Raw genomic sequence first — 19,508 nt, forward strand, 5'->3', positions numbered from 1 at the left:
GGGATCCCGGACCGAGAAGGCTTGTGAGGTTCCGCCACCCGCACCGCCACGCAAAACGACCAGAGAACGGCCTATCCTGCGGAGATGGATCTGCGGTTGGTCGAGTACTTCGTGGCGGTCATCGACCACGGCAGCGTCACCAAGGCCGCGCAGGCCCTCTACATCGCGCAGCCGTCGTTGTCGCAGGCGATCCGGAGCCTGGAGCGGCAGCTCGGGGTGCAGCTGTTCCACCGCACCGGCCGCCAGCTGGTGCTCAGCCCCGACGGCGAGGCGTTCGCCGAACCGGCCCGCCGGATCCTCCGGGACGTCGACCGGGCGCGCAGCGCGGTGCACGACGTGCGCGCGATGGGCAGCGGGCAGCTGGACATCGCGGCGCTGGCGACGCTGGCCGCGCACCCGCTGCCGGAGCTGGCCGGCGAGTTCCAGCGGCGCTATCCCGGGGTGCTGCTCAACGTCATCGACCCCGGCGGATCGGCCCGCGTCGTGGACGAGGTGCGGCGCGGCCACGCCGAGCTCGGCCTCACCAAGCTGCCGCCGCAGAACTCGTCGCTGCGGTCCCGCGAGCTGTGCACGCAGGAGATCGTGCTGGTACTGCCGCCCGAGCTGGCCGACCGGCTGCCCGACCCGGTGCCGCTGGACGCGGTCGCCGGCATCCCGCTGGTCCTGGAGTTCACCGACAGCACCACCCGCACCATCGTCGACGACGTCCTGGATCCGGCGGTGCAGACGGTCGCGGTGGAATGCGCGAACCGGCAAGCGGTCTGGGACCTGGTGGCGCACGGCGCCGGCGCCACGTTCCTCCCCCGCCACCTCGCCGAAACGGAACTCGAAGGCGTGGTGCTGCGCTCCACCGCGCCGGAGACCTGGCGCAGCGTCGGATTCGTGCACCGCCCGGGGCCGCTGTCCCCGGCGGCCGAAGCATTCCTGGACATCGCCGGAATCGACGTTTCCGCTGGTCAGTGACCGTGCGTATTTTGTGTCGCCATAGCAGGACAAAGTGCGCACGGGCCCGGGCCTGCGGAAACGCCGCTCCGGGCCGTGCGATCAGCGCGGGGTTCGGGCCATCCGGAGGAACGCCCGTCCGGCCGGCGACAGCACCGCCGGGTCGTAGAGCACGCCGTACGGCAGGCTGATCGGCGGGTCGATCGCGCGCACCAGCGCGCCGCGCGCCGCGGCCTGTGCCGCCAGCGGCTGCGCCAGGATCGTGCCGCCGACGCCTGCCAGCACGAACGGCAGCATGGACTCCCGGTGCTGCACGATCGCCGAGGGCCGAGTGCGCTTCCGGGCCGCGCTGAGGGCCTTCTCGATGGCGGTGCGGCCGGTGCTCTTGGGCACGATCACCAGCGGCAGGTCCGGCAGCTCGGTCAGCGGCAGCGGATCGCGCTCGGGCACCGCGGTGCCCGGCGGGAACACCAGCCAGTACTCGTGCTCGCCGAGCTCCTCGACCTGCAGGTCCGACGAGGGGACCGGAAGATTCGTGAACACGATCTCGCAGTGGCCCTCGCGGATCAGCGCCACGGCGCCTTCCTCGTCGCGGAGGTCGGCCAACCGCAGCGAGACGTTCGGGTAGCGCTTCCGGAACCGGCCGACCAGCTGCGCGACCGGGTGCACGGCCAGCGGTGCGGCCACGTGGATGTCGAGCCGCCCGCGCGGCAGCCCCGCGGCGTCGACCATGGTCGCCTCGGCGGCGACGACATCGCGGAGGATCTGCCGCGCCGGCCCGACGAACGCCTGCCCGGCCGAGGTCAGCACCATGCCGCGGCCGATGCGGTGGAACAGGTCGACCCCGAGTTCCCGCTCCAGCCCGCGGATCGCCTGCGAGACGGTGGGTTGCGCCAGTTGCAGAGCGCTCGCCGCGGCGTTGATGCCCTTGTGATCGACGACCGCCAGGAAATACTCCACCTGGTGCAGTTCCACCCGGGCAGCTTAAGGGAAGATTTCAGATAGTTTGCGTGGCGGTGCCGGTAGCGGAACCTCAGACGTCGCCTGGACTCCGGGATCCCCGACTTGAGTATGACCAATACGCGGCGCTGGGGCTGTCCTCGCCAGACGACATCTGAGAACCTGCGGCGGTGCGAGCTGAGTCCCACACCGCATGCGGCTGACGCCGCATCCCGGAACGACTTTCGCCTGTTAATGCGACGTGAACAGCGGGGTGTGTCCCGCGCCACTGCCGCTCGGTTTCGGCTGTTCAGTCGGGCGCGAACGTGCTCGGGTCGGCGGGGACCTCGAAGATGATCTCCAGGCCGTCCTCGTCGTCCCACTGCTCGCCGACCTCGGCGAAGCCGAATCCGGCGATCGTGGCCAGCGAGGCCGCGTTGTCCGGGGTGATCGCCGCCCGCACCGTCTCGACCTCCGGTTCGGACACCGCCCGGCGCAGCAGCTCGACCAGCATGGCCCGCGCGTATCCGCGGCGCCGGAACTCCGGCACGACGGAATAGCCGATCTCCACCATGCCCGCCGCATCCGGCGGGCCGTGGAACCCGCAGTGCCCGACGACCGGGCCGTCCGCCCCGACCACTGCGAAGCGCACCATCCAGCACGCCCCGGCCGGATCCGCCGCCATCTGGTCCAGCCGCATCCGCCAGAGCCACTTCGCCCGGTCCGTCACGAAGTACTCGGACAGCGCGACACCGGCCGCGACGCCGGCGGCGGGCAGGTCTCCGGCCAGCAACGCCGACATCGACCTGTCCGCCAGCTCTACGAAGCGCACGCGCTGCTGCGCGGCGGGAAGCGGCTCGCGCCGGTCGGCTCGCTCGGTCACCGCCCGATGCTCCCGGGGCGAGCCGCCCGGTGTCCAACGAATTGATCCGCGCCCGGCCTCACAGCCCCAGCGACTTGGCGATGATCGTCTTCATCACCTCGGTGGTGCCGCCGAAGATGCGGGTCACCCGGGCATCGGCGTACATGCGGGCGATCGGGTACTCCAGCATGTAGCCGTAGCCGCCGTGCAGCTGCAGGCAGCGGTCGATCACCCTGGACTGCAGTTCCGTGCAGTACACCTTGACCTTCGCCGCGTCCGCCGCGCTGAGCTCGCCGGCGTCGTGCTCGTCGAGCGCGCGCTCCAGCATCGCCCGCCCGGCCTCGATCTCCACCTCGCACCCGGCGAGCTCGAACTTGCTGTTCTGGAAGCTGGCCACCGGCTTGCCGAAGACCTTGCGCTCCTTCACGTACGCCACGGTGGTCCGCAGCGCCGCCTCCGCCGCGGCCTGCCCGGCGACCGCGATGCCCAGCCGCTCCTGCGGCAGGTTCGCGCTCAGGTACTCGAAGGCCCTGCCTTCCTCGCCCAGCAGGTTCGCCGCGGGCACCCGCACGTCGTCGAAGAACAGCTCCGCGGTGTCCTGCGCCTTCAGCCCGAGCTTGTCGAGGTTGCGGCCGCGGCTGAACCCGGCCATGTCCCGCTCGACGACCAGCAGCGACAGGCCGTCCCGGCGGTTCTCCCCGTGCCCGGTGCGGGCCACCACGATCACCAGGTCCGCGTTGTGGCCGCCGGTGATGAACGTCTTGGCCCCGTTGAGCATGTAGTACTCGCCCTCGCGGGTGGCGGTGGTCGCCATGCCCGCCAGGTCCGACCCGGTGCCCGGCTCGGTCATGGCGATGGCGCTCATCAGCTCGCCGCTGGCCAGCCCGGGCAGCCAGCGCTTGCGCTGCTCCTCGTTGCAGATGTCGATGAAGTACGGCACGACCACGTTGGCGTGCACCGAGAAGCCGCCCAGCGAAACCCCGGCGCGGGCGGTCTCCTCGGTGATGACCGCGTTGAACTTGAAGCTGCTCGTGCCCCCGCCGCCGTACTCCTCCGGCACCTGCAGGCCGAGCATGCCGATCTCGCCGGCCTTGTTGAACAGGTCCCTGGGCACCAGCCCGGTCTTCTCCCAGTCGGCGAAGTAGGGCACGACCTCCTTGGCCAGGAACTCCCGGACGACCTCGCGGAACGCCTCGTGTTCCGCGTCGTAAGCGGTGCTGCGCATCCGCCCTCCTCCAGAATCTTCTTGTGCCCGAAGGGAATCCAGGCACAGGTCGTGTTTGGGTCGTGAGCGGCGGCCGGACCTCGTGAGTGAAGATTCCGGTTCCTACCGGCATGAGCACTCACGAACGGCAGCCTCGTCGGATCAGAGCAGTTCGAGGATCGTGGCGTTGGCCATGCCGCCGCCTTCGCACATCGTCTGCAGGCCGTAGCGGATCCCGTTGTCCCGCATGTGGTGGACCAGCCGGGTCATCAGGACCGCGCCCGAGCCGCCCAGCGGGTGGCCGACGGCGATCGCGCCGCCCAGCGGGTTGAGGCGGGCCGGGTCCGCGCCGGTCTCGGCGAGCCACGCCAGCGGCACCGGGGCGAACGCCTCGTTGACCTCGAAGGCGCCGATGTCGTCGATGCCCAGCCCGGCCTTGCGCAGCGCCTTGAGGGTCGCCGGCCACGGGGCGGACAGCATCATCACCGGGTCGTCGCCGGCCAGCACCGCGGTGTGCACCCGCGCGATCGGCTTCAGCCCGCGTTCCTTGGCGATCTCGCTGGTGGTGATCAGCAGGGCGCCGGTGCCGTCGGAGATCTGCGAGGAGTTCCCGGCGTGGATGACGCCGTCCTCGCGGAACACGGTCTTCAGCTTGCCCAGCGACTCCAGGGTTCCGCCGCGGCGGATGCCCTCGTCGGACTCCAGCACGCCCGGCAGCTTCGCCAGCTGGGCGTCCAGCGCGCCGGCGTCGACGGCCGCGGCCGCATTGGCGTGCGAGGACAGCGAGTACTCGTCGAGCTGCTGGCGGGAGAAGCCCCACTTCTCGGCCACCATCTCGGCGCCGATGCCCTGGTTGAAGCCCTTGACGCCGTAGCGGTCGAGCACCGACTGCGCCATCGGCTTCTCCACGCCCTGCCGAGCGAAGCCCATCGGCACCCGGCTCATCGACTCCACGCCGCCGGCGACGGCGATGTCGTAGTACCCGGCGATGACGCCCGCGGCCGCGGCGTGCACCGCCTGCTGGCTCGATCCGCACTGCCGGTCCACCGAGGTCGCGGGCACCGACTCGGGCCATCCCGCGGCCAGCACCGCGGTGCGCGCGATGTTGCCGGCCTGCTCACCGGCCTGGCTGACGCAGCCCCACACCACGTCGTCCACGTCGCCCGGCTCGATCCCGGCGCGCTCGACCAGCGCGGACAGCGCGTGCGCGGACAGGTCGGCCGGGTGGATCCCGGCGAGCGCGCCGTTGCGCTTGCCCACCGGCGTGCGAACGGCCTCGACGATGACAGCGTCCCTCATGCGTTTCTCCTGTCTGGCAAGCGGTTGCACACGGTCGGTTCCCTCGTTCCGAATGAACCACCGCGCGCGGGGCGGGCGCAAAGATCGGGCGTGGAACGTTCGGATAGGCCGCGCCTATGCACCCCAGTAGGGGGCGCGGAGCTCGCGGCGCAGCAGCTTGCCGGTGTCGGTGCGGGGCAGCTGCGGGCTGAGCTCGACGCGGCGCGGCACCTTGAACCCGGCCAGCCGCTCTCGGCAGTGCGCGGTCAGCCGCTCGGCCAGGCCGTCGGCCGCCTCCGGCGCCGGCTGCACGATCGCCAGCACCGACTGGCCCCACTCCTCGTCGGGGATCCCGATCACGGCCACGTCGGCCACCTCGGGGTGCGCGAGCAGCGCCGCCTCGACCTCGGCCGGGTAGATGTTGACGCCGCCGGAGAGGATCAGGTCGGTGCGCCGGTCGCAGAGGAACAGCCAGCCGTCGGCGTCTACGTAGCCGACGTCGCCGACGGTGATGAGGTCGCCGTGCCGGGCGGTGGCGGTCTTCTCCGGGTCCTTGAAGTACTCGATGCCGGAGATGCCGCTGCGGAAGTACACGGTGCCGGTCTCCCCGGCGGGCAGCTGCTCACCCTGCTCGTCCAGGACTTCGATCTCGGCTCCGGGCAGGGGAAATCCGACGGTGCCCGGCTTGGTCAGCCACTCGGCGGACCGCACCGCCGTGGCGGATCCCTCGGTGGCGCCGTAGAACTCCGTCAGCACCGGGCCGAGCCATTCGATGCAGCGAGTCTTGACGTCGACCGGGCACGGCGCGCCGGCGTGCACGACGCTGCGCAGGCTCGACGTGTCGTAGCGGTCGCGCACCTCTGCGGGCAGCCGCAGCAGGCGGTGCAGCACCGTCGGCACCGTGAACGTCGCGGTCACCCGGTGCTCGTCGATCAGCCGCAGGACCTCCTCCGGTTTCGCCCGTTCGCTGAGCACCACGGTGTGCCCGAAGTTCAGCCCGGTGAACGCGAAGGTGCCGGGCGCGGCGTGGTACAGCGGCGAGAGCACGAGGTGCACGCCCGCGCCGGGCTCGATGTCCAGCCGTCCCATGAAGTCGAGGTGGTACTGCGAGACGGCCGGCGGACGGCCGGTCAGCGGGCGCCGCACGCCCTTCGGGCGCCCGGTGGTGCCGGAGGTGTAGAGCATGACCTCGCCGCCGGTCCGCTCGTCCGGGGCGGTCCGCGACTGCCCGTCGAACAGCTCCTCGTAGTCCCGCCAGCCCGGCGAACCGCCGACGGCGAACCGCAACTCCGCAGGCACCCCTGCATCGTCCAGCACCGGGCCGCACAGCTCGGTCAGCGAGGCGTCCACCACGACCAGCTTGGCCTCGCTGTTCTCCGCGATGTAGCCGATCTCCGCCGCCGCCAGGTGGTTGTTGATCGGCGTGAAGTACAGCCCGGACTGCCAGGTCGCCAGCCGCAGCTCGAAGTACGGCAGTCCATTGTGGATGACCGCGCCGACGCTGTCGCCGGGGCGCAGCCCCATCGCGCGCAGCGCGTGCGAGAGCTGGTTCGCCCGCTCGGCGAGCTCCGCGAAGCTCACGGCCCGCCCGGTCACGTCGATCACGGCGGGACGGCCCGGATCGGCCTGCGCGATGTTGAACACTCCCAGCTCGCCGACCGCGAGGGACATGCCTACCTCCCTGTACCTCAACAATGAACCTCACCCGGGCACCGACCCGGTTGGCCGCAATTTCCATTGAAATTGGACCTTCGATTTCAATGGAAATTGCGGCGGGACCCGCCGCGGCGCCTCAGCCGAGGATGCGGCGGGCGTCGCGCTCCGGGTCGACCAGCAGTGCCATCACGATCCCGCCGGCGACCACGGCCAGCCCGAAGATCTGGAACGCCTGGGCGTATCCGGCGCCCGGCGTCGGCGCGGCGTCGACGAGCGCGCCGGTCAGCGCGGGCGCGAACAGCCCGGAAAGCGTCTGCAGTGCGAGGAAGCAGCCCAGCGCACCGGGCTGCTGCCGGGTCGGGCTGATCTGCGACACGACCGCGTTCATCACCGGCAGCGAGACGACCATGAACCCGTAGGCCACCACGACCACGGCCACCGCGGCCCACGTGCCGCCGACGTAGGGCAGCAGCGCCAGCAGGCCGCCGCCGATCAGCAGCGACACGGCCGGGATCAGGCCGCGCTGCACGCGGGAGCTCGCGCCCCGCGAGATCATCCGGTCGGTGAGCCAGCCGGCCCCGATCATGCCGATCATGCCCGTGATGCTGGGCAGGCCGAACATGCTGCCCGCCTCCACCCGGCTGAACCCGAGCCCGGTCTCGAAGTACGACGGCAGCCAGGTGAGGATCACCGACACCATCCCGTAGACGGTGAAGGTGCCGACCACGCCGCCGATGAAGCTGCGGCTGAGCGCGATGTGCCGGAACGGCACGCGGAGACCGGTGTCGTCGCGCTGGGCGGCGGCCTTGCCGCGCGGCGTCGCGTACGGGCCCTCGCGGCCGATCAGCAGCCAGGCGACGCACCAGACCACGCCGATCAGCGCCAGCGCCAGGAAGGCCGCGCGCCAGCCCCAGGCGACCACGATCAGCGTGAGCAGCGGGGCGACCGCGATCTTGGCGATGGAGGCGCCGGAGTTCAGCCACGCGGCCGGCAGGCTGCGCTTCTCCTTCGGGAACCACTCGAACGCCCCGGCGCTGGCCATCGCGGTGGCCGGGCCTTCGGCGGCGCCGAGCGCGATGCGGCTGATCAGCAGCGCCGCGCCGGTCGCCGACAGCAGCACCGGCACCTGGGTCACCGACCACAGCACGGCCAGCCCGAGCAGCACCCACTTGGTCTTGACCTTGTTCGCCAGGAAGCCGACCGCGACGCCGCTGATGCTGTAGAGGAAGAAGAAGGCGCTGCCGATGAAGCCGATCTCGGCGCTGGTGAGGCCGAGCTCCGTCTTCAGGGGCTGGGCCACGATGCCCAGCACCGCCTTGTCCGCCCAGTTCACGATCATGAACAGGACGAGCATCGCGGTGATGGTCCAGGCCATCGCAGGCCGGAAGGCCGGGCCGGCGGCGGGTGCGGCAGTCCTGTCGTCGGCGGGGCTGCGCTGCAGGTTGCCAGCGGTCATGCGGGACCGTCCCTTCGTTGGAATGCCCGGTTCGGCGCATTGAGCCCGCCGGCACGGCCATTCAACGAGAGCCCCATCACACGGTCAAAGATGCTTGCCTGAACGCATCGATAGGCCAGCGCTATCGGTCGTGAGCGTTTTGGATCGTCATGGCGATCCAAAACGCTCACGACGCTGGTTCAGCCGAGGATGCGCGCGGCGTCCCGGTCCGGGTTGACCAGCAGCAACGTCGCGATGCCGCCCACCATCACGGCGATGCCGAAGACCTGGAACGCCAGCGCGAATCCCTCGCCAGGGCTGGCGGCCATGTCCACCAGCACACCGGTCAGCGCCGGGGCGATGAGCCCGGACGACGTCTGCAGGGCCAGGAACACGCCCAGCGCGCCGGCCTGCTGGCGAGGCGGGCAGATCTGCGACAACGCCGCGTTCGCCAGCGGCAACGACACGACGCCGATGCCGTAGCCGAGCACGACCGCCGAGATGGCCAGCACCGGCGAGCCGAGGTACGGCAGCAGCGCCAGGAGCCCGCCGCCGATCAGCAGCGACACCGCGGGCACGATGCCGCGCTGCACCCGCGAGCTGGAGCCCGCCGACACGCGGCGGTCGCTGATCCACGACACGCCCAGCATCGCGATCATGCCCGAGATGCTGGGCAGGCCGAACATGGCGCCGGCCTGCAGCCGGTCGATGCCCAGGCCCACCTCGAAGTACGACGGCAGCCAGGTGAGGATCACCGACACCATCCCGTACATGGTGAAGGTGCCGAGGACGCCGCCGACGAAGGTGCCGGAGAGCGCGATCTTGCGGAACGGGACCCGCTGCTGCATCGCGGGGTCCTCGGCCACGGCGGCCTGGCTCCGGTGCGGCGAGAACGGGCCCTCGCGGCCGATCAGCGCCCAGGCTACGCACCACACCACGCCGATCAGCGCGAGCGACAGGAAGGCCGCGCGCCAGCCCCACACCGCGACGATCAGCGCCAGCACCGGGGCGATCGCGATCTTGGCGATGGAAGCGCCGGAGGACAGCCACGCCGACGGGAAGCTGCGCTTCTCCTTCGGGAACCACTCGAACGCCCCGGCGTTGGCCATCGCGCCGGCCGGGCCTTCCGCCGCGCCGAGCCCGATGCGGCTGATCAGCAGCGTCACCGCGCTGGCCGACACCAGCACCGGCACCATCGTCAGCGACCACAGCGCCGCCAGCGCCAGCAGCACCCACTTGGTCCGCACCCGGTTGCCGATGAACCCGACGAGGAGCCCGGTGATGCTGAACAGGAAGAAGAAGGCGCTTCCGATGAAGCCGATCTGCGACGAGGTCAGGCCCAGGTCTTCCTTCAGCGGCTGCGCGGCGATGCCGAACACCGTCTTGTCGGCCCAGTTGACCACGATGAACAGCACCAGCATGCCGGTGATGGCCCAGGCCATCACCGGCCGGTACTCCGGTGGCGCGGCAGTACCGGGGGTTGCTTCATGCACTCTGCTTGCGGACATGCGCACGTGGTCCCTTCGGCGGAAGCGGATTGCGGTGCGGAATGCCGGGCGATGGGCGCGCGGCGGCACCGGAGGATCACTACCGCCGATTGAACGAGACGCACGTCACAGGGTCAAAGAGCTGGGCGCTAACGCACCGATAGGCAGCCACTATGGACAGTGGTGCCACCAATTCGATGAGAAACCCGTTACCGGTCAACTTATTTCGCGGAACGAAGCAGTTCAAGAGTCCCGATGGATCCGGACGCGAAACCACCTCATGTGTCTACATAGGACAACACGTCGGGTCGCCACTGCCGGCCGCGCACCCGATCGGACGCCGCGTCGCTGAGCCGTTCGCCGCAACCTGCTGGTCGCCCGGAATTCGTGGTCCGGACCTCTACTGGTGGTTCACAAGGTCGTCACCTTCCGGAAAGGTCGGGGCCCAGCATGGCCAGACCGGCATGGAGGTGACGGAAGTTGGGCCCGGACGCCCAGAGCCGCGGCGAGCGCTTCACGGCGGTGACGACCGGCGTGCTGGCCGCGCTGCTGCCGCTGCTCGCGATCAGCGGCGACGCCCTGATCGACCCGGCAACCGGTCCCGCTCGGGCCGCACCGGAACTCCCGCCGGACGTGGGGACCAACGGCCGGCTGCCCGTCGACGACCGGCTCAGCCCGGAGTTCCTGGACGAGGTGCGCACCGAGCAGGACCTGGCCGCGCACGCCGAACCGGCCGACCGGGTGCCGGCCGGCCCGCTGGGCATACCCGCACCGGTGCTGGCCGCCTACCAGCGCGCCGAGCGGACGCTGGCGCGCACCGATCCGGGCTGCGGACTGCACTGGTCGGTGCTCGCCGGGATCGGGCGCATCGAGTCGAACCACGCCCGGTCCGGCCGGGTGGACGTCAACGGCCGGACGCTGTCGCCGATCCTGGGCCCGCAGCTGGCCGGCGGGCCGGGGGTGGCCGCCATTCGCGACACCGACGGCGGGCGGCTGGACGGCGACCGCGCGTGGGACCGCGCGGTCGGGCCGATGCAGTTCATCCCGTCCACGTGGCGCAGCCACGCCGCCGACGGCGACGGCGACGGAGCCCGCGATCCGCACAACGTCTTCGACGCGACGCTCGCATCGGGCCAATACCTGTGCAGCGGCGGCGGAAATCTGCGCGACCGAACGCAGCTGGCCGCCGCCGTGTTCCGCTACAACCACTCCGAGTCGTACGTCCGCTCGGTGCTCAGCTGGGCCGACGCCTACGCCCGCGGCGTCATGCCCACCCCGAGTGACACGACGACCCCGGGCGACCCCGTGCTGCTCGCGTTCACCCCGCCGCTCCCAGGCGCTCCCCCACCGCCGGGCGCACCGCTGCCGCCAGGCGCTCCCCCACCCGCCGCCGGAGCTCCGCCCGCGCCGTCCTGGACGCCTCCGCCACCCTCACCACCAGGCACGACACCACCACCGCCGTCCGAGCCGCCGCCACCACCGCCACCGCCACCGCCGTCGTCGGAACCGCCGCCATCGGAGCCACCGCCGTCGTCCGCGCCTCCACCGACGAGCTCGGTGCCGCCGCCGAGCAGCTCGCAACCACCGCCCAGCGGCGAATCGACCACGCCGCCGAGCGCATGACGAGGCATGCTGGGCGCATGGGAATCCCGCTGCGCCCCTGGGCCGCCTCGCCCGCCGGAACCGGCACGCGGTGGTCGCACTACCGGGAATTCGGCCCTGCGAAAGAGGTTTCGAGCACCGTCTCGCTCTGCTGGCAGGGATTCGCCGGGTGGGACCGGGAGTTGCGGATCCTCCCGGACGGCTGCGCCGACCTGGTGTGGGACGGGCGCAGCCTCGACGTGGTGATCACCGCCGGAGCCCCGGAACGCCGCTGGCTGCCGGGAACCGCCCGGACGCTGGGCCTGCGGCTGCGTCGCGGCGGCGCTGGCTCGCTGCTGGGCCGCGGGCTCTCCGAGCTCCCGGCCGGGACGACGAGGCTTGCCGAGCTGTGGGGCCGGCGAGCGGGGCGGGCCGAAGAGCTGCTGGCAGCGTCGAAGTCCTTCGAGGAGCGGCGAAACGTGCTGGAGGCGCTGGTCGCCGAGCGGCTGCGAGACGTCCAGCCGGATCCACGGGCCATCGCCGCGGCGCACGGTCTTGGTACGGCTGGGGCGAAACCCGCGGACGTCGCCGACGAGCTCGGCATCAGCGAACGAGGACTCCGACGGCTCCTGCGGCGCGAAACCGGGTGCGGCCCCAAGCAACTGCAACGCATCCTCCGCTTCCAGCGGTTCCACCGCCGCCTGCCCGCGCTGGCGCGCGGACGCACGTCGCTGGCGGTCGTCGCCGCCGAGCTCGGCTACGCCGACCAGTCGCACCTGGGACGCGAATGCCGCCTGCTGTCCGGCTCTTCGCCCGCTGCGCTGGTGCGCAGCTGGGCCCGGCAGGACGCGTTGGCCGAAAAGTTCCAGACGGCGCGACCCGGAACGGCCAGGATCGGGCCCCGTGACAACCCGTTCCGAAACCGCTGAACCCTTCCGCACCACCATCTCGGTCCGCAGCGACGACCTCGACGTCAACGGCCACGTGCGCGGGCCCGCGTACCTCGCCTACGGCGACCACGCCCGGTGGGCGTGCCTCGCCGCCGCCGGCGTCGACCGCGAACGACTGCGCGCCCAGCACGACGTGGGCCCGGTCAACCTGGAGACCACCGTCCGCTTCCACCGCGAACTACGACCGCTGGACCAGGTCGAGGTGACCTGCGCCTTCCGGTGGGGCGAGGGCAAGACGTCCCGCGTCGTGCAGGAGCTGCGTGCCCCGGACGGCACCCTGGTCGCGGAGGTCGAAAGCGTCTCCGGCCTCCTGGACCTGACCCGGCGCCGCCTGGTCGCCGACCCGGCCCGCTACTGGCGCGAGCTGGCCACCCGCCCGGAACTGCTGGGCCTGTGAACCACTTCCGCAGCGGGTTTCCGCTGATCACTGCGGGAAACATCGCCCCGGAAGACCGTCGCGCGCAAAACCGCGGGAACTCCCTTCAGCAGCACCCGAAACCGCGGGCCGGCCTCAGCGGGAACGCCGGGCAAGCTCGGGGTTTACCGACGGGGAACGGTGTGGCAGGCTGCTGCAAACGCTTGCAGTGGCCTGGCTGCCGCCCGTCGTCGCCGGTTGTCGCCCGTCCAGGGCCGCTCGGCGCTCCGGTCGGGCCTGCGCGGGAGGAAACGCCATGAGCACCGTCCACTCAGGTCACCGGCTGCCGCCGTGGGGATACGTCGCCGCGGGCACCGCGGTCATCCTCGCGACGTACCTCTACCTCCTGATCGAGCGACCGTCGAGCCTGCACGAGAGCGGGCACGGCAGCTCCGCCGCGCTGATCGCGCTCGGCGGCTACCTGATCGGCTCGCTGCTGGTCATCGCCGGCGCCAGCGCCCGGCTGCCGACCTCCACGGTGGCGATGCTGCCGGTGGCGATCGCGATCAACGTGGTGATCGGGCAGCTGGTCAACATGCTGGGCCTGCCGGTGTACCTGGACTCGATCGGCACCGTGATCGTCGGCGCGCTCGCCGGGCCCGCCGCGGGCGCGGCGACCGGGGCGCTGTCCAACATCATCTGGGGCCTGACGATCTCGCCGCCGCTGCTGCCGTTCTCCGTCGCAGCCGCGGCGATCGGCGTGCTGGCCGGGCTGGTGGCGCGCATCGGCGCGTTCCGGCGGCTGTGGACCGCGCTGCCTGCGGGCCTGATCGCCGGTGTCGTCGCCGGGGTGCTCTCCGCGCCGATCGCGGCGTTCGTCTTCGGCGGCGGCGGTTCGCCGGGACGCACTGCGTTGCAGGCCGCTTTCCAGGCCTTCGGCAACAGCCTGCTGGACGCCGCGACGCTGACCGGGCTGGCCACCGATCCACTGGACAAGGTGGTCACCTTCGCGGTCGCCTTCCTGATGCTCGCCGCGCTGCCGGCGAGGTTCCGGGAACGCTCACCGTTCGTCCGCAGGCACGCGGTGTTCGGGCGGCGCACCGCGGTGCTGGAAGGACTGGCGCGATGACCTTCTACCAGTTCGGCGAGTCCAGGCTGCACCGGCTCAACCCGATCACCAAGCTGGTGTTCGCGATCGTCGTGATCATCGCCGCGTTCGCCATCAACGCGGCCTGGTTCGCCGCGCTGCTGTGGCTGCTGCTGGTCGCGGCGGCAGCCACGGCGGGCGTACTGGGCCGGTTCGGCTCGGTGACGCTGAAGTTCTTCGCCCCGTTCCTGCTGCTGATCTTCCTCGCACAGGGCCTGTTCTACCCAGGCGAAGGGCCGGTGCTCGCCGAGCTCGGCCCGCTGCAGGTGCAGCAGGACGGGCTGCTGTTCGCCACCCAGACCGGGCTCAGGCTGCTGGTGCTGGTCGACGCGTTCCTGTTCCTGCTGCTGACAACGCATCCCGGCACCCTGATGACCGCGCTGGTGCAACGCGGACTGCCGCCCAACATCAGCTACGTGGTGTCCGCGACGCTGCAGATCATCCCCACCTTCCGGGCACGCGCGCAGCTGATCCGGCAGGCGCAGCAGGCTCGCGGCCTCGCGCTCGACGGCGGCCCGGTGCGCCGCGCCCGGACCTTGCTGCCGCTGGTCGGGCCGCTGGTGCTGGGCGCCTTCACCGACGTCGAAGAGCGGGCGATCGCCATGGAAGCGCGTGCCTTCGGCGGCCCGACTCGGCGCACCATCTTCGAGGTCATCCCGGATTCGGCCGGGCAGCGGGTGGCGCGCTGGGCGTTGTGGATCTGCGCGGCCGCCGCCCTGGCCGCCAACGCGCTTGGAGTGTTCTCGTGATCGAGTTCAACCGGTTCAGCTACGCCTATCCGACGAGCACCGCTCCGGTGCTGCGCGACATCGAGGTGGCGATCCCGGAGGGCCAGGTGTGCGGGCTGGCCGGCGCCGGCGGCGCGGGCAAGTCGACGCTGGGCTACGCCGCGGCGGGCGTGATCCCGCACGCGCTCGGCGGCGACTTCACCGGCCAGGTCACCACCGCGGGCCGGGTCGTGGCGGACACGCCGCTGGCCGAGGTGGTCACCGAGATCGGGCTGGTGCTGCAGAACCCGTTCAACCAGATCTCCGGCGCGAAGTACTCGGTTCGCGCGGAACTGGCCTTCGGGCTGGAGAACCTCGGCGTCGCGCGGGCGGAGATGGTCGACCGCATCGACGGGATGCTGGAGCGGCTGCAGATCACCCACCTCGCGGACCGCTCGCCGTACGAGCTTTCCGGTGGCCAGCAACAACTCGTCGCGTTGGCGGCGGTGCTGGTGATGCGGCCCCGGGTGCTGGTGCTCGACGAGCCGACATCGCAGCTCGACCCGGCCGGCAGCCGCCTGGTGTTCACGGCCCTGCAGGAGTTGCGCGACACGGGCATCACGATGCTGCTGATCGAGCACAAGCTCGAACAGCTGGCGGAGTTCGCCGACCGCGTCCTGGTCCTCGCCGAGGGCTCGGTCCGGCTCGACGGCGATCCCGAGGAGGTCCTGGCCGATCCGCGCCTGCCGGAGTGGGGCGTCGGCACGACGCGGTTCACCGACGCGGCCCGCCGCGCGGCCGAGCTCGGGTGCTGGCCGGCGGGCCGGGATCTACCGGTCACCCTGCCGACCGCCGTCGCCGGATTCACCGAAGTGCTGGGAGAAACCCGATGAGCATCGAGATCGATTCGCTGGTCTACCGCTTCCCGAGCGGCGTGACGGCGCTGGACGGCGTCTCGCTGAGCATCCGCGCGGGCGAGAAAGTGGCCGTGGTGGGCCAGAACGGCGCGGGCAAGACGACCTTGGTGCGTCACCTCAACGGCATGGTCAAGCCCACCGCGGGCCGGGTGGTGGTCGACGGCTGGAACACCGCGGACCACACCATCGCCCAGCTGGCGACCAAGGTCGGCTACCTGTTCCAGAACCCGGATCAGCAGCTGTTCGCCCGAACGGTCCGCCAGGACGTCGAGTTCGGGCCCCGGAACCTGGGCCACCCGCAGGCCCGCCGGGCGGAACTGGTGACCTGGGCACTCGAAACCACCGGCCTCACCGACAGTGCCGACGCGCACCCGTACGAACTGTCCCTGTCGGACCGCAAACGCGCCGCCCTGGCCGCGGTCCTCGCGATGGACACCCCGATCGTCGTCCTCGACGAGTCGACCACGGGCCAGGACCACAAAGCGGTCCAGAACATCGCGAAGATCATCGAAACCCTCCACACCCAGGGCAGGACGATCGTGGCGATCACCCACGACATGGACTTCTGCGCGGAGAACTTCGACCGGGTGATCTCGATGTCGGCCGGCCGAGTCCTGTCGGACGCCCCACCGGACCAAGCCTTCGCCGACGAAGAAGCGGTGCGGAACGCGGCCCTGGAATCTCCCCAGATCCTCCGCCTGTCCCAAGCCCTGGCGCTGCCCCCGACCACCTCGGTCACCACCTTCACCGAGTACTTGACCAGGTGAGGAGCAACGTTTCCGCACGCGACCGGCATCGCGACCCGGGCACTCATGCACGTGCTGCCTCGGGGTGGCCCTGTGAGCTGGGGATCGGGCGGGTTCTCTCCCGGCGGAGAAGGAATTCCACGATGGTCAGGTTGATGATCCAGCCCAGCCACTGGCCGATCGGGATCGTCATGTCCACTGCCGCCGGGACCGAGCCGCCGTACATCGCGCCGATGAACGGGAACTGGGCGAGCAGCAGCAACGGCACCACGATGCGCGACGTCACGGCCAGGAACGTCAACGCGTAGTTGCGCATCATCCACGCCCGGTGGGCCGCGAAGTCGCGCCGCCGCGCGGCCCGGACCGCCAGCGCTCCCGTGACCAGCCAGCCGACCGCCGGGATGAGCAGGCCGACCCTGGTGAGGGCGTGCTCGGCCAGCAGCGCCACCGGGATGCCGGTCAGGCCCGCGGGCAGCACCCCGGCCAGCAGGTAGGCCCGGCCGACCGCCCGGTGCAGCCGGCGGCGGGCCCGCAGCGCGGGGATGAACTGCAGCGGCCCGAGCACGAGCGCGACCGCCGCCGTGAAGATGTGCACGAGCAGCAGGATCCAGTGCGCCTCGCCGCGCACCTGGATCCGGCTCGCGTCCACGTCGAGGAGCACGTACGGCACGGCCAGCGCGGTACCGCCGACGACCGCGGTGGTCAGCAGCAGCCAGCCGCGCCGCGCCGATCTCCGCACGCCCGATTTCGCCGTCATCGTTCCGCCTTCCGTCGGGGTGGCCGCCGGAACCCCGGTTCCGGCGGCCACCGGAGATCAGCCCAGCTCGGCCAGCCGCTCGCGGTACTCGTCGGTGCCGATCTCCCCCTTGGCGAACCGCTCGGCCAGGATCTCCTTCGCCCGCTCGACGGCGGAGCGCCGCCGCGGCCGGCCGCGAACCGCCAGCCAGACCACCGTCGCGATCAGCGCGGCGACCAGCACCAGGAAGAACAGCCCGATCAGCCATCCCGGGCCGTGCGACCCGTGCCAGCCCGGATTCGGGCCCCACTGCACCAAGAACTCGGTCAACATCACTGCCACCTCCGAAACCGCTCCCGTTGGTCGGATCGAGTCTCGGCCCGGCGGGCGGCGCTGTCGTCGGTCACCGAGCGACACCCGGACTACCGCGCACGACGTAGCCGGCGTACGCAGCACCGCGGATCGGGTGTTGACGCCGCTTCTCCCCGGCGGTCACCATTGCGCCATGCGCATCTCGATGCGCATTGAGGAACAGTCCCGACGTCGCTTCCGGTCCAGGTGGGGAGTTGCCGATGAGGATCCTGCTCGCCGACGCGTTCCCGGCCGCGCACCTCGCGGAGCTGGCCGACCACGGCCACGACTGCGCCTACCGGCCGGACACCACCGCCGATCAGCTCCCCGACCGGCTCGACGGGTTCGACGTGCTGGTGGTCCGCAGCACCCGGGTTGCCGCCGCCGCGCTCGAACGCGCCGACGGACTGCGGCTGGTCATCCGGGCGGGAGCCGGCACCAACACGATCGACCGCGAAGCGGCGTCCCGGCTCGGGATCCGCGTCTGCAACGTGCCCGGGCGCAACGCCGCCGCGGTGGCCGAGCTCGCGTTCGCGCTGCTGCTGGCGCTGGATCGCAACATCTGCGACAACGTCGCCGATCTGCGGGCCGGGCGTTGGGACAAGAAGCGCTACTCGCGCGCACGCGGCATCTTCGGCCGCCGGGTCGGCGTCATCGGCCTCGGCCAGATCGGCCTGGCCTTCGCCGAACGCGCCGCGGCGTTCGGGATGGCGGTGCACGCCGTGGCCAAGCCCGGACGCGCGCCGGAGACGCTGGAGCGCGCGAACGCGATCGGCGTTCGCTTCGTCGACGACCTGACCACCCTCGCCCGCACCTGCGACGTGCTCTCCCTGCACGCGCCCGCGACCGACGCCACGCGGCACCTGATCGACGCCGACCTGCTGGCGCACGTGCAGCCTGGCACGATCATCCTCAACACCGCGCGCGGGGAGCTCGTCGACGAGGAGGCTCTCATCGAGGCCATGGCGGACAAGGACATCCGCGTCGGCGTCGACGTCTACGCCGACGAGCCGACGACGAGCACCGGGCGCATCGAGTCCCGGCTGGCCCGGCATCCGAACGTCTACGGCACCCACCACATCGGGGCGTCCACCGAGCAGGCGCAGCGGGCGGTCGCCGCCGAGGTGGTGCGGATGGTGGACGCGTTCGAGTCGGGCACGGTGCTGCACTGCGTGAACCCGCAACCCGCAACGCATTCCGGCGAACGCTCGTGAACGCCACCCGGCAGGACGGCGCCGGGATCACCGCCCGGCCGCCGCGCGTGCTGCTGCACGGCAGCGGAGACCCCGGGCCGGCGGTGGTGGTCTACCGGCTGGAGTCCGGCGGGCACCGGCAGACCGGTGTCGTCGTCGAGGTGTCGATCGACGACTACCGCGGCGGCCGGATCCGCCGCCACGAAGCCACCCAACCGGCCCGGGTGCGCGAGCTCGAAGAGCAGGCCGAGGCGACCGGGGTCGAGCGGATGCCGGTCATGCTCGTCCACAGAGGACACCTGTCGATCGCCGACATCACCGCGGAGGCTCCGAGCGCACGGCTGCACGACGGGAGCGCCACGCACACGGTGTGGGTCCGGCGCGACGAAGCGGGCGCGCGGGCGTTGTGCGACGAGATCGGCCGCATCGGCAACCTCTACATCGCCGACGGCCACCACCGGATGCTGGCCGCCGATCGCTACGCCGCCCGGCGTGGCCTCGGCTCCGGTCACCCGGGCGCCTTCACGCTCGCGGCGCTGTTCCCCAGCGACGAGATGCGCATCCTCGGCTACCACCGCTGCTTCGCCCTGGCGCCGGGCAGCACCGCGCGGGACGTGCTGGACCGCCTCGCCGAGAATCCGCTGACCGAGCGGATCGAGGAATCCCCGGCGGCGGACACGGAACCCGGCGTGGTGGCGGTCGGCCTCGGCGACCGGTGGTACCGCCTGCGGCTGCGCGCCTCGGGCGTTCTCGACGCCTTCGCCATCGAGCAGGAGCTCCTGCCGAAGCTGCACGACCTCACCGCGGGCGAGGCCGCGGCCGACAGGCAGCACGCGGTGGAGGCCTGCTGGTGCGGCGACCGGAACGCGTTCCGCCTGATCCCGCACCCACCGACGATCGATCAGGTGCTGAGCACCTCGGACGAGGGCCGGCCGATGCCGCCGAAGTCGACCTGGTTCGACCCGAAACCGACCGCGGAGCTGTTCCTCCGCCCGCTCATCTGAGCGAATTTCCGGAGCAGC

General features: G+C 71.5%; 19 protein-coding genes. 10 read left to right on the forward strand and 9 right to left on the reverse strand.

Annotation, left to right across the window (positions count from 1 at the left end):
- Positions 1-84: 84 nt before the first annotated feature.
- Entirely contained in the window at positions 85-963 is an 879-nt protein-coding gene (locus AC07EQ_RS25535; protein ID WP_478390406.1) for a LysR family transcriptional regulator, read from the forward strand.
- Between the two features lie 81 nt (positions 964-1,044).
- On the opposite strand, the gene AC07EQ_RS25540 is transcribed toward AC07EQ_RS25535, so the two are convergent.
- The 7 genes from AC07EQ_RS25540 to AC07EQ_RS25570 form a co-directional block, all read right to left on the reverse strand.
- Complete coding sequence (locus tag AC07EQ_RS25540) at positions 1,045-1,917, reverse strand: LysR family transcriptional regulator (protein ID WP_478390407.1); 873 nt, start codon at positions 1,915-1,917, stop codon at positions 1,045-1,047.
- Between the two features lie 274 nt (positions 1,918-2,191).
- Positions 2,192-2,764, reverse strand: coding sequence for a GNAT family N-acetyltransferase (locus AC07EQ_RS25545; RefSeq protein ID WP_478390408.1), 573 nt, complete (start codon positions 2,762-2,764; stop codon positions 2,192-2,194).
- A gap of 58 nt (positions 2,765-2,822) precedes the next feature.
- Positions 2,823-3,968 (reverse strand): acyl-CoA dehydrogenase family protein, encoded by a 1,146-nt coding sequence (locus AC07EQ_RS25550; RefSeq protein ID WP_478390409.1) that lies wholly within the window; start codon positions 3,966-3,968, stop codon positions 2,823-2,825.
- Positions 3,969-4,109: 141 nt separating this feature from the next.
- Entirely contained in the window at positions 4,110-5,246 is a 1,137-nt protein-coding gene (locus tag AC07EQ_RS25555) for a thiolase family protein (RefSeq protein ID WP_478390410.1), read from the reverse strand.
- A 114-nt stretch (positions 5,247-5,360) separates the two neighbouring features.
- The gene (locus AC07EQ_RS25560; RefSeq protein ID WP_478390411.1) at positions 5,361-6,896 is read right to left on the reverse strand and encodes an AMP-binding protein; all 1,536 of its coding nucleotides are present in this window, start codon (positions 6,894-6,896) and stop codon (positions 5,361-5,363) included.
- Positions 6,897-7,017: 121 nt separating this feature from the next.
- Positions 7,018-8,337: an MFS transporter gene (locus AC07EQ_RS25565; RefSeq protein ID WP_478390412.1), complete on the reverse strand. Its 1,320-nt coding sequence runs from the start codon at positions 8,335-8,337 to the stop codon at positions 7,018-7,020.
- A gap of 179 nt (positions 8,338-8,516) precedes the next feature.
- Positions 8,517-9,824, reverse strand: coding sequence for an MFS transporter (locus tag AC07EQ_RS25570; protein ID WP_478390413.1), 1,308 nt, complete (start codon positions 9,822-9,824; stop codon positions 8,517-8,519).
- Between the two features lie 459 nt (positions 9,825-10,283).
- On the opposite strand from AC07EQ_RS25570, the gene AC07EQ_RS25575 reads away from it, so the two are divergent.
- The 7 genes from AC07EQ_RS25575 to AC07EQ_RS25605 all read left to right on the forward strand — a co-directional run bounded on the left by AC07EQ_RS25575 (position 10,284) and on the right by AC07EQ_RS25605 (position 16,227).
- Complete coding sequence (locus tag AC07EQ_RS25575) at positions 10,284-11,426, forward strand: lytic transglycosylase domain-containing protein (protein ID WP_478390414.1); 1,143 nt, start codon at positions 10,284-10,286, stop codon at positions 11,424-11,426.
- 17 nt (positions 11,427-11,443) lie between these two features.
- Positions 11,444-12,313, forward strand: a complete 870-nt coding sequence (locus AC07EQ_RS25580; RefSeq protein ID WP_478390415.1) for a helix-turn-helix domain-containing protein — start codon at positions 11,444-11,446, stop codon at positions 12,311-12,313.
- Entirely contained in the window at positions 12,288-12,731 is a 444-nt protein-coding gene (locus AC07EQ_RS25585; protein WP_478390416.1) for an acyl-CoA thioesterase, read from the forward strand. The genes AC07EQ_RS25580 and AC07EQ_RS25585 overlap by 26 nt, the downstream gene beginning before the upstream one ends.
- Positions 12,732-13,005: 274 nt before the next feature.
- Entirely contained in the window at positions 13,006-13,818 is an 813-nt protein-coding gene (locus AC07EQ_RS25590) for a hypothetical protein (RefSeq protein WP_478390417.1), read from the forward strand.
- Positions 13,815-14,585, forward strand: coding sequence for an energy-coupling factor transporter transmembrane component T family protein (locus AC07EQ_RS25595; protein ID WP_478390418.1), 771 nt, complete (start codon positions 13,815-13,817; stop codon positions 14,583-14,585). The genes AC07EQ_RS25590 and AC07EQ_RS25595 overlap by 4 nt, the downstream gene beginning before the upstream one ends.
- Positions 14,582-15,436, forward strand: a complete 855-nt coding sequence (locus AC07EQ_RS25600) for an energy-coupling factor ABC transporter ATP-binding protein (protein WP_478390419.1) — start codon at positions 14,582-14,584, stop codon at positions 15,434-15,436. Before AC07EQ_RS25595 ends, AC07EQ_RS25600 begins: the two co-directional genes overlap by 4 nt.
- A complete protein-coding gene (locus AC07EQ_RS25605; RefSeq protein WP_478390420.1) occupies positions 15,433-16,227 on the forward strand; it encodes an energy-coupling factor ABC transporter ATP-binding protein in 795 nt (264 codons plus the stop codon). Before AC07EQ_RS25600 ends, AC07EQ_RS25605 begins: the two co-directional genes overlap by 4 nt.
- 43 nt (positions 16,228-16,270) lie before the next feature.
- On the opposite strand, the gene AC07EQ_RS25610 is transcribed toward AC07EQ_RS25605, so the two are convergent.
- Complete coding sequence (locus tag AC07EQ_RS25610; protein WP_478390421.1) at positions 16,271-16,963, reverse strand: DUF2306 domain-containing protein; 693 nt, start codon at positions 16,961-16,963, stop codon at positions 16,271-16,273.
- 57 nt (positions 16,964-17,020) lie between these two features.
- Positions 17,021-17,275 (reverse strand): SHOCT domain-containing protein, encoded by a 255-nt coding sequence (locus AC07EQ_RS25615; RefSeq protein ID WP_478390422.1) that lies wholly within the window; start codon positions 17,273-17,275, stop codon positions 17,021-17,023.
- Between the two features lie 239 nt (positions 17,276-17,514).
- Between AC07EQ_RS25615 and AC07EQ_RS25620 the strand changes: the two genes are divergently transcribed.
- Both AC07EQ_RS25620 and AC07EQ_RS25625 read left to right on the forward strand, forming a co-directional pair.
- Positions 17,515-18,507, forward strand: a complete 993-nt coding sequence (locus AC07EQ_RS25620) for an NAD(P)-dependent oxidoreductase (protein ID WP_478390423.1) — start codon at positions 17,515-17,517, stop codon at positions 18,505-18,507.
- Positions 18,504-19,490, forward strand: a complete 987-nt coding sequence (locus AC07EQ_RS25625) for a DUF1015 family protein (protein WP_478390424.1) — start codon at positions 18,504-18,506, stop codon at positions 19,488-19,490. The genes AC07EQ_RS25620 and AC07EQ_RS25625 overlap by 4 nt, the downstream gene beginning before the upstream one ends.
- Positions 19,491-19,508 lie beyond the last annotated feature (18 nt).

Source organism: Saccharopolyspora sp. NPDC045839 (assembly GCF_056431645.1).

Excerpts from the sequence above, each read along its gene's own strand:
- AC07EQ_RS25590 (WP_478390417.1), top strand. The coding sequence starts at position 13,006 with ATGAGCACCGTCCACTCAGGTCACCGGCTGCCGCCGTGGGGATACGTC.
- AC07EQ_RS25605 (WP_478390420.1), top strand. The coding sequence starts at position 15,433 with ATGAGCATCGAGATCGATTCGCTGGTCTACCGCTTCCCGAGCGGCGTG.
- AC07EQ_RS25620 (WP_478390423.1), top strand. The coding sequence starts at position 17,515 with ATGAGGATCCTGCTCGCCGACGCGTTCCCGGCCGCGCACCTCGCGGAG.
- AC07EQ_RS25560 (WP_478390411.1), bottom strand. The coding sequence starts at position 6,896 with ATGTCCCTCGCGGTCGGCGAGCTGGGAGTGTTCAACATCGCGCAGGCC.
- AC07EQ_RS25570 (WP_478390413.1), bottom strand. The coding sequence starts at position 9,824 with ATGTCCGCAAGCAGAGTGCATGAAGCAACCCCCGGTACTGCCGCGCCA.
- AC07EQ_RS25565 (WP_478390412.1), bottom strand. The coding sequence starts at position 8,337 with ATGACCGCTGGCAACCTGCAGCGCAGCCCCGCCGACGACAGGACTGCC.
- AC07EQ_RS25580 (WP_478390415.1), top strand. The coding sequence starts at position 11,444 with ATGGGAATCCCGCTGCGCCCCTGGGCCGCCTCGCCCGCCGGAACCGGC.
- AC07EQ_RS25535 (WP_478390406.1), top strand. The coding sequence starts at position 85 with ATGGATCTGCGGTTGGTCGAGTACTTCGTGGCGGTCATCGACCACGGC.
- AC07EQ_RS25555 (WP_478390410.1), bottom strand. The coding sequence starts at position 5,246 with ATGAGGGACGCTGTCATCGTCGAGGCCGTTCGCACGCCGGTGGGCAAG.
- AC07EQ_RS25550 (WP_478390409.1), bottom strand. The coding sequence starts at position 3,968 with ATGCGCAGCACCGCTTACGACGCGGAACACGAGGCGTTCCGCGAGGTC.
- AC07EQ_RS25610 (WP_478390421.1), bottom strand. The coding sequence starts at position 16,963 with ATGACGGCGAAATCGGGCGTGCGGAGATCGGCGCGGCGCGGCTGGCTG.
- AC07EQ_RS25615 (WP_478390422.1), bottom strand. The coding sequence starts at position 17,275 with ATGTTGACCGAGTTCTTGGTGCAGTGGGGCCCGAATCCGGGCTGGCAC.
- AC07EQ_RS25595 (WP_478390418.1), top strand. The coding sequence starts at position 13,815 with ATGACCTTCTACCAGTTCGGCGAGTCCAGGCTGCACCGGCTCAACCCG.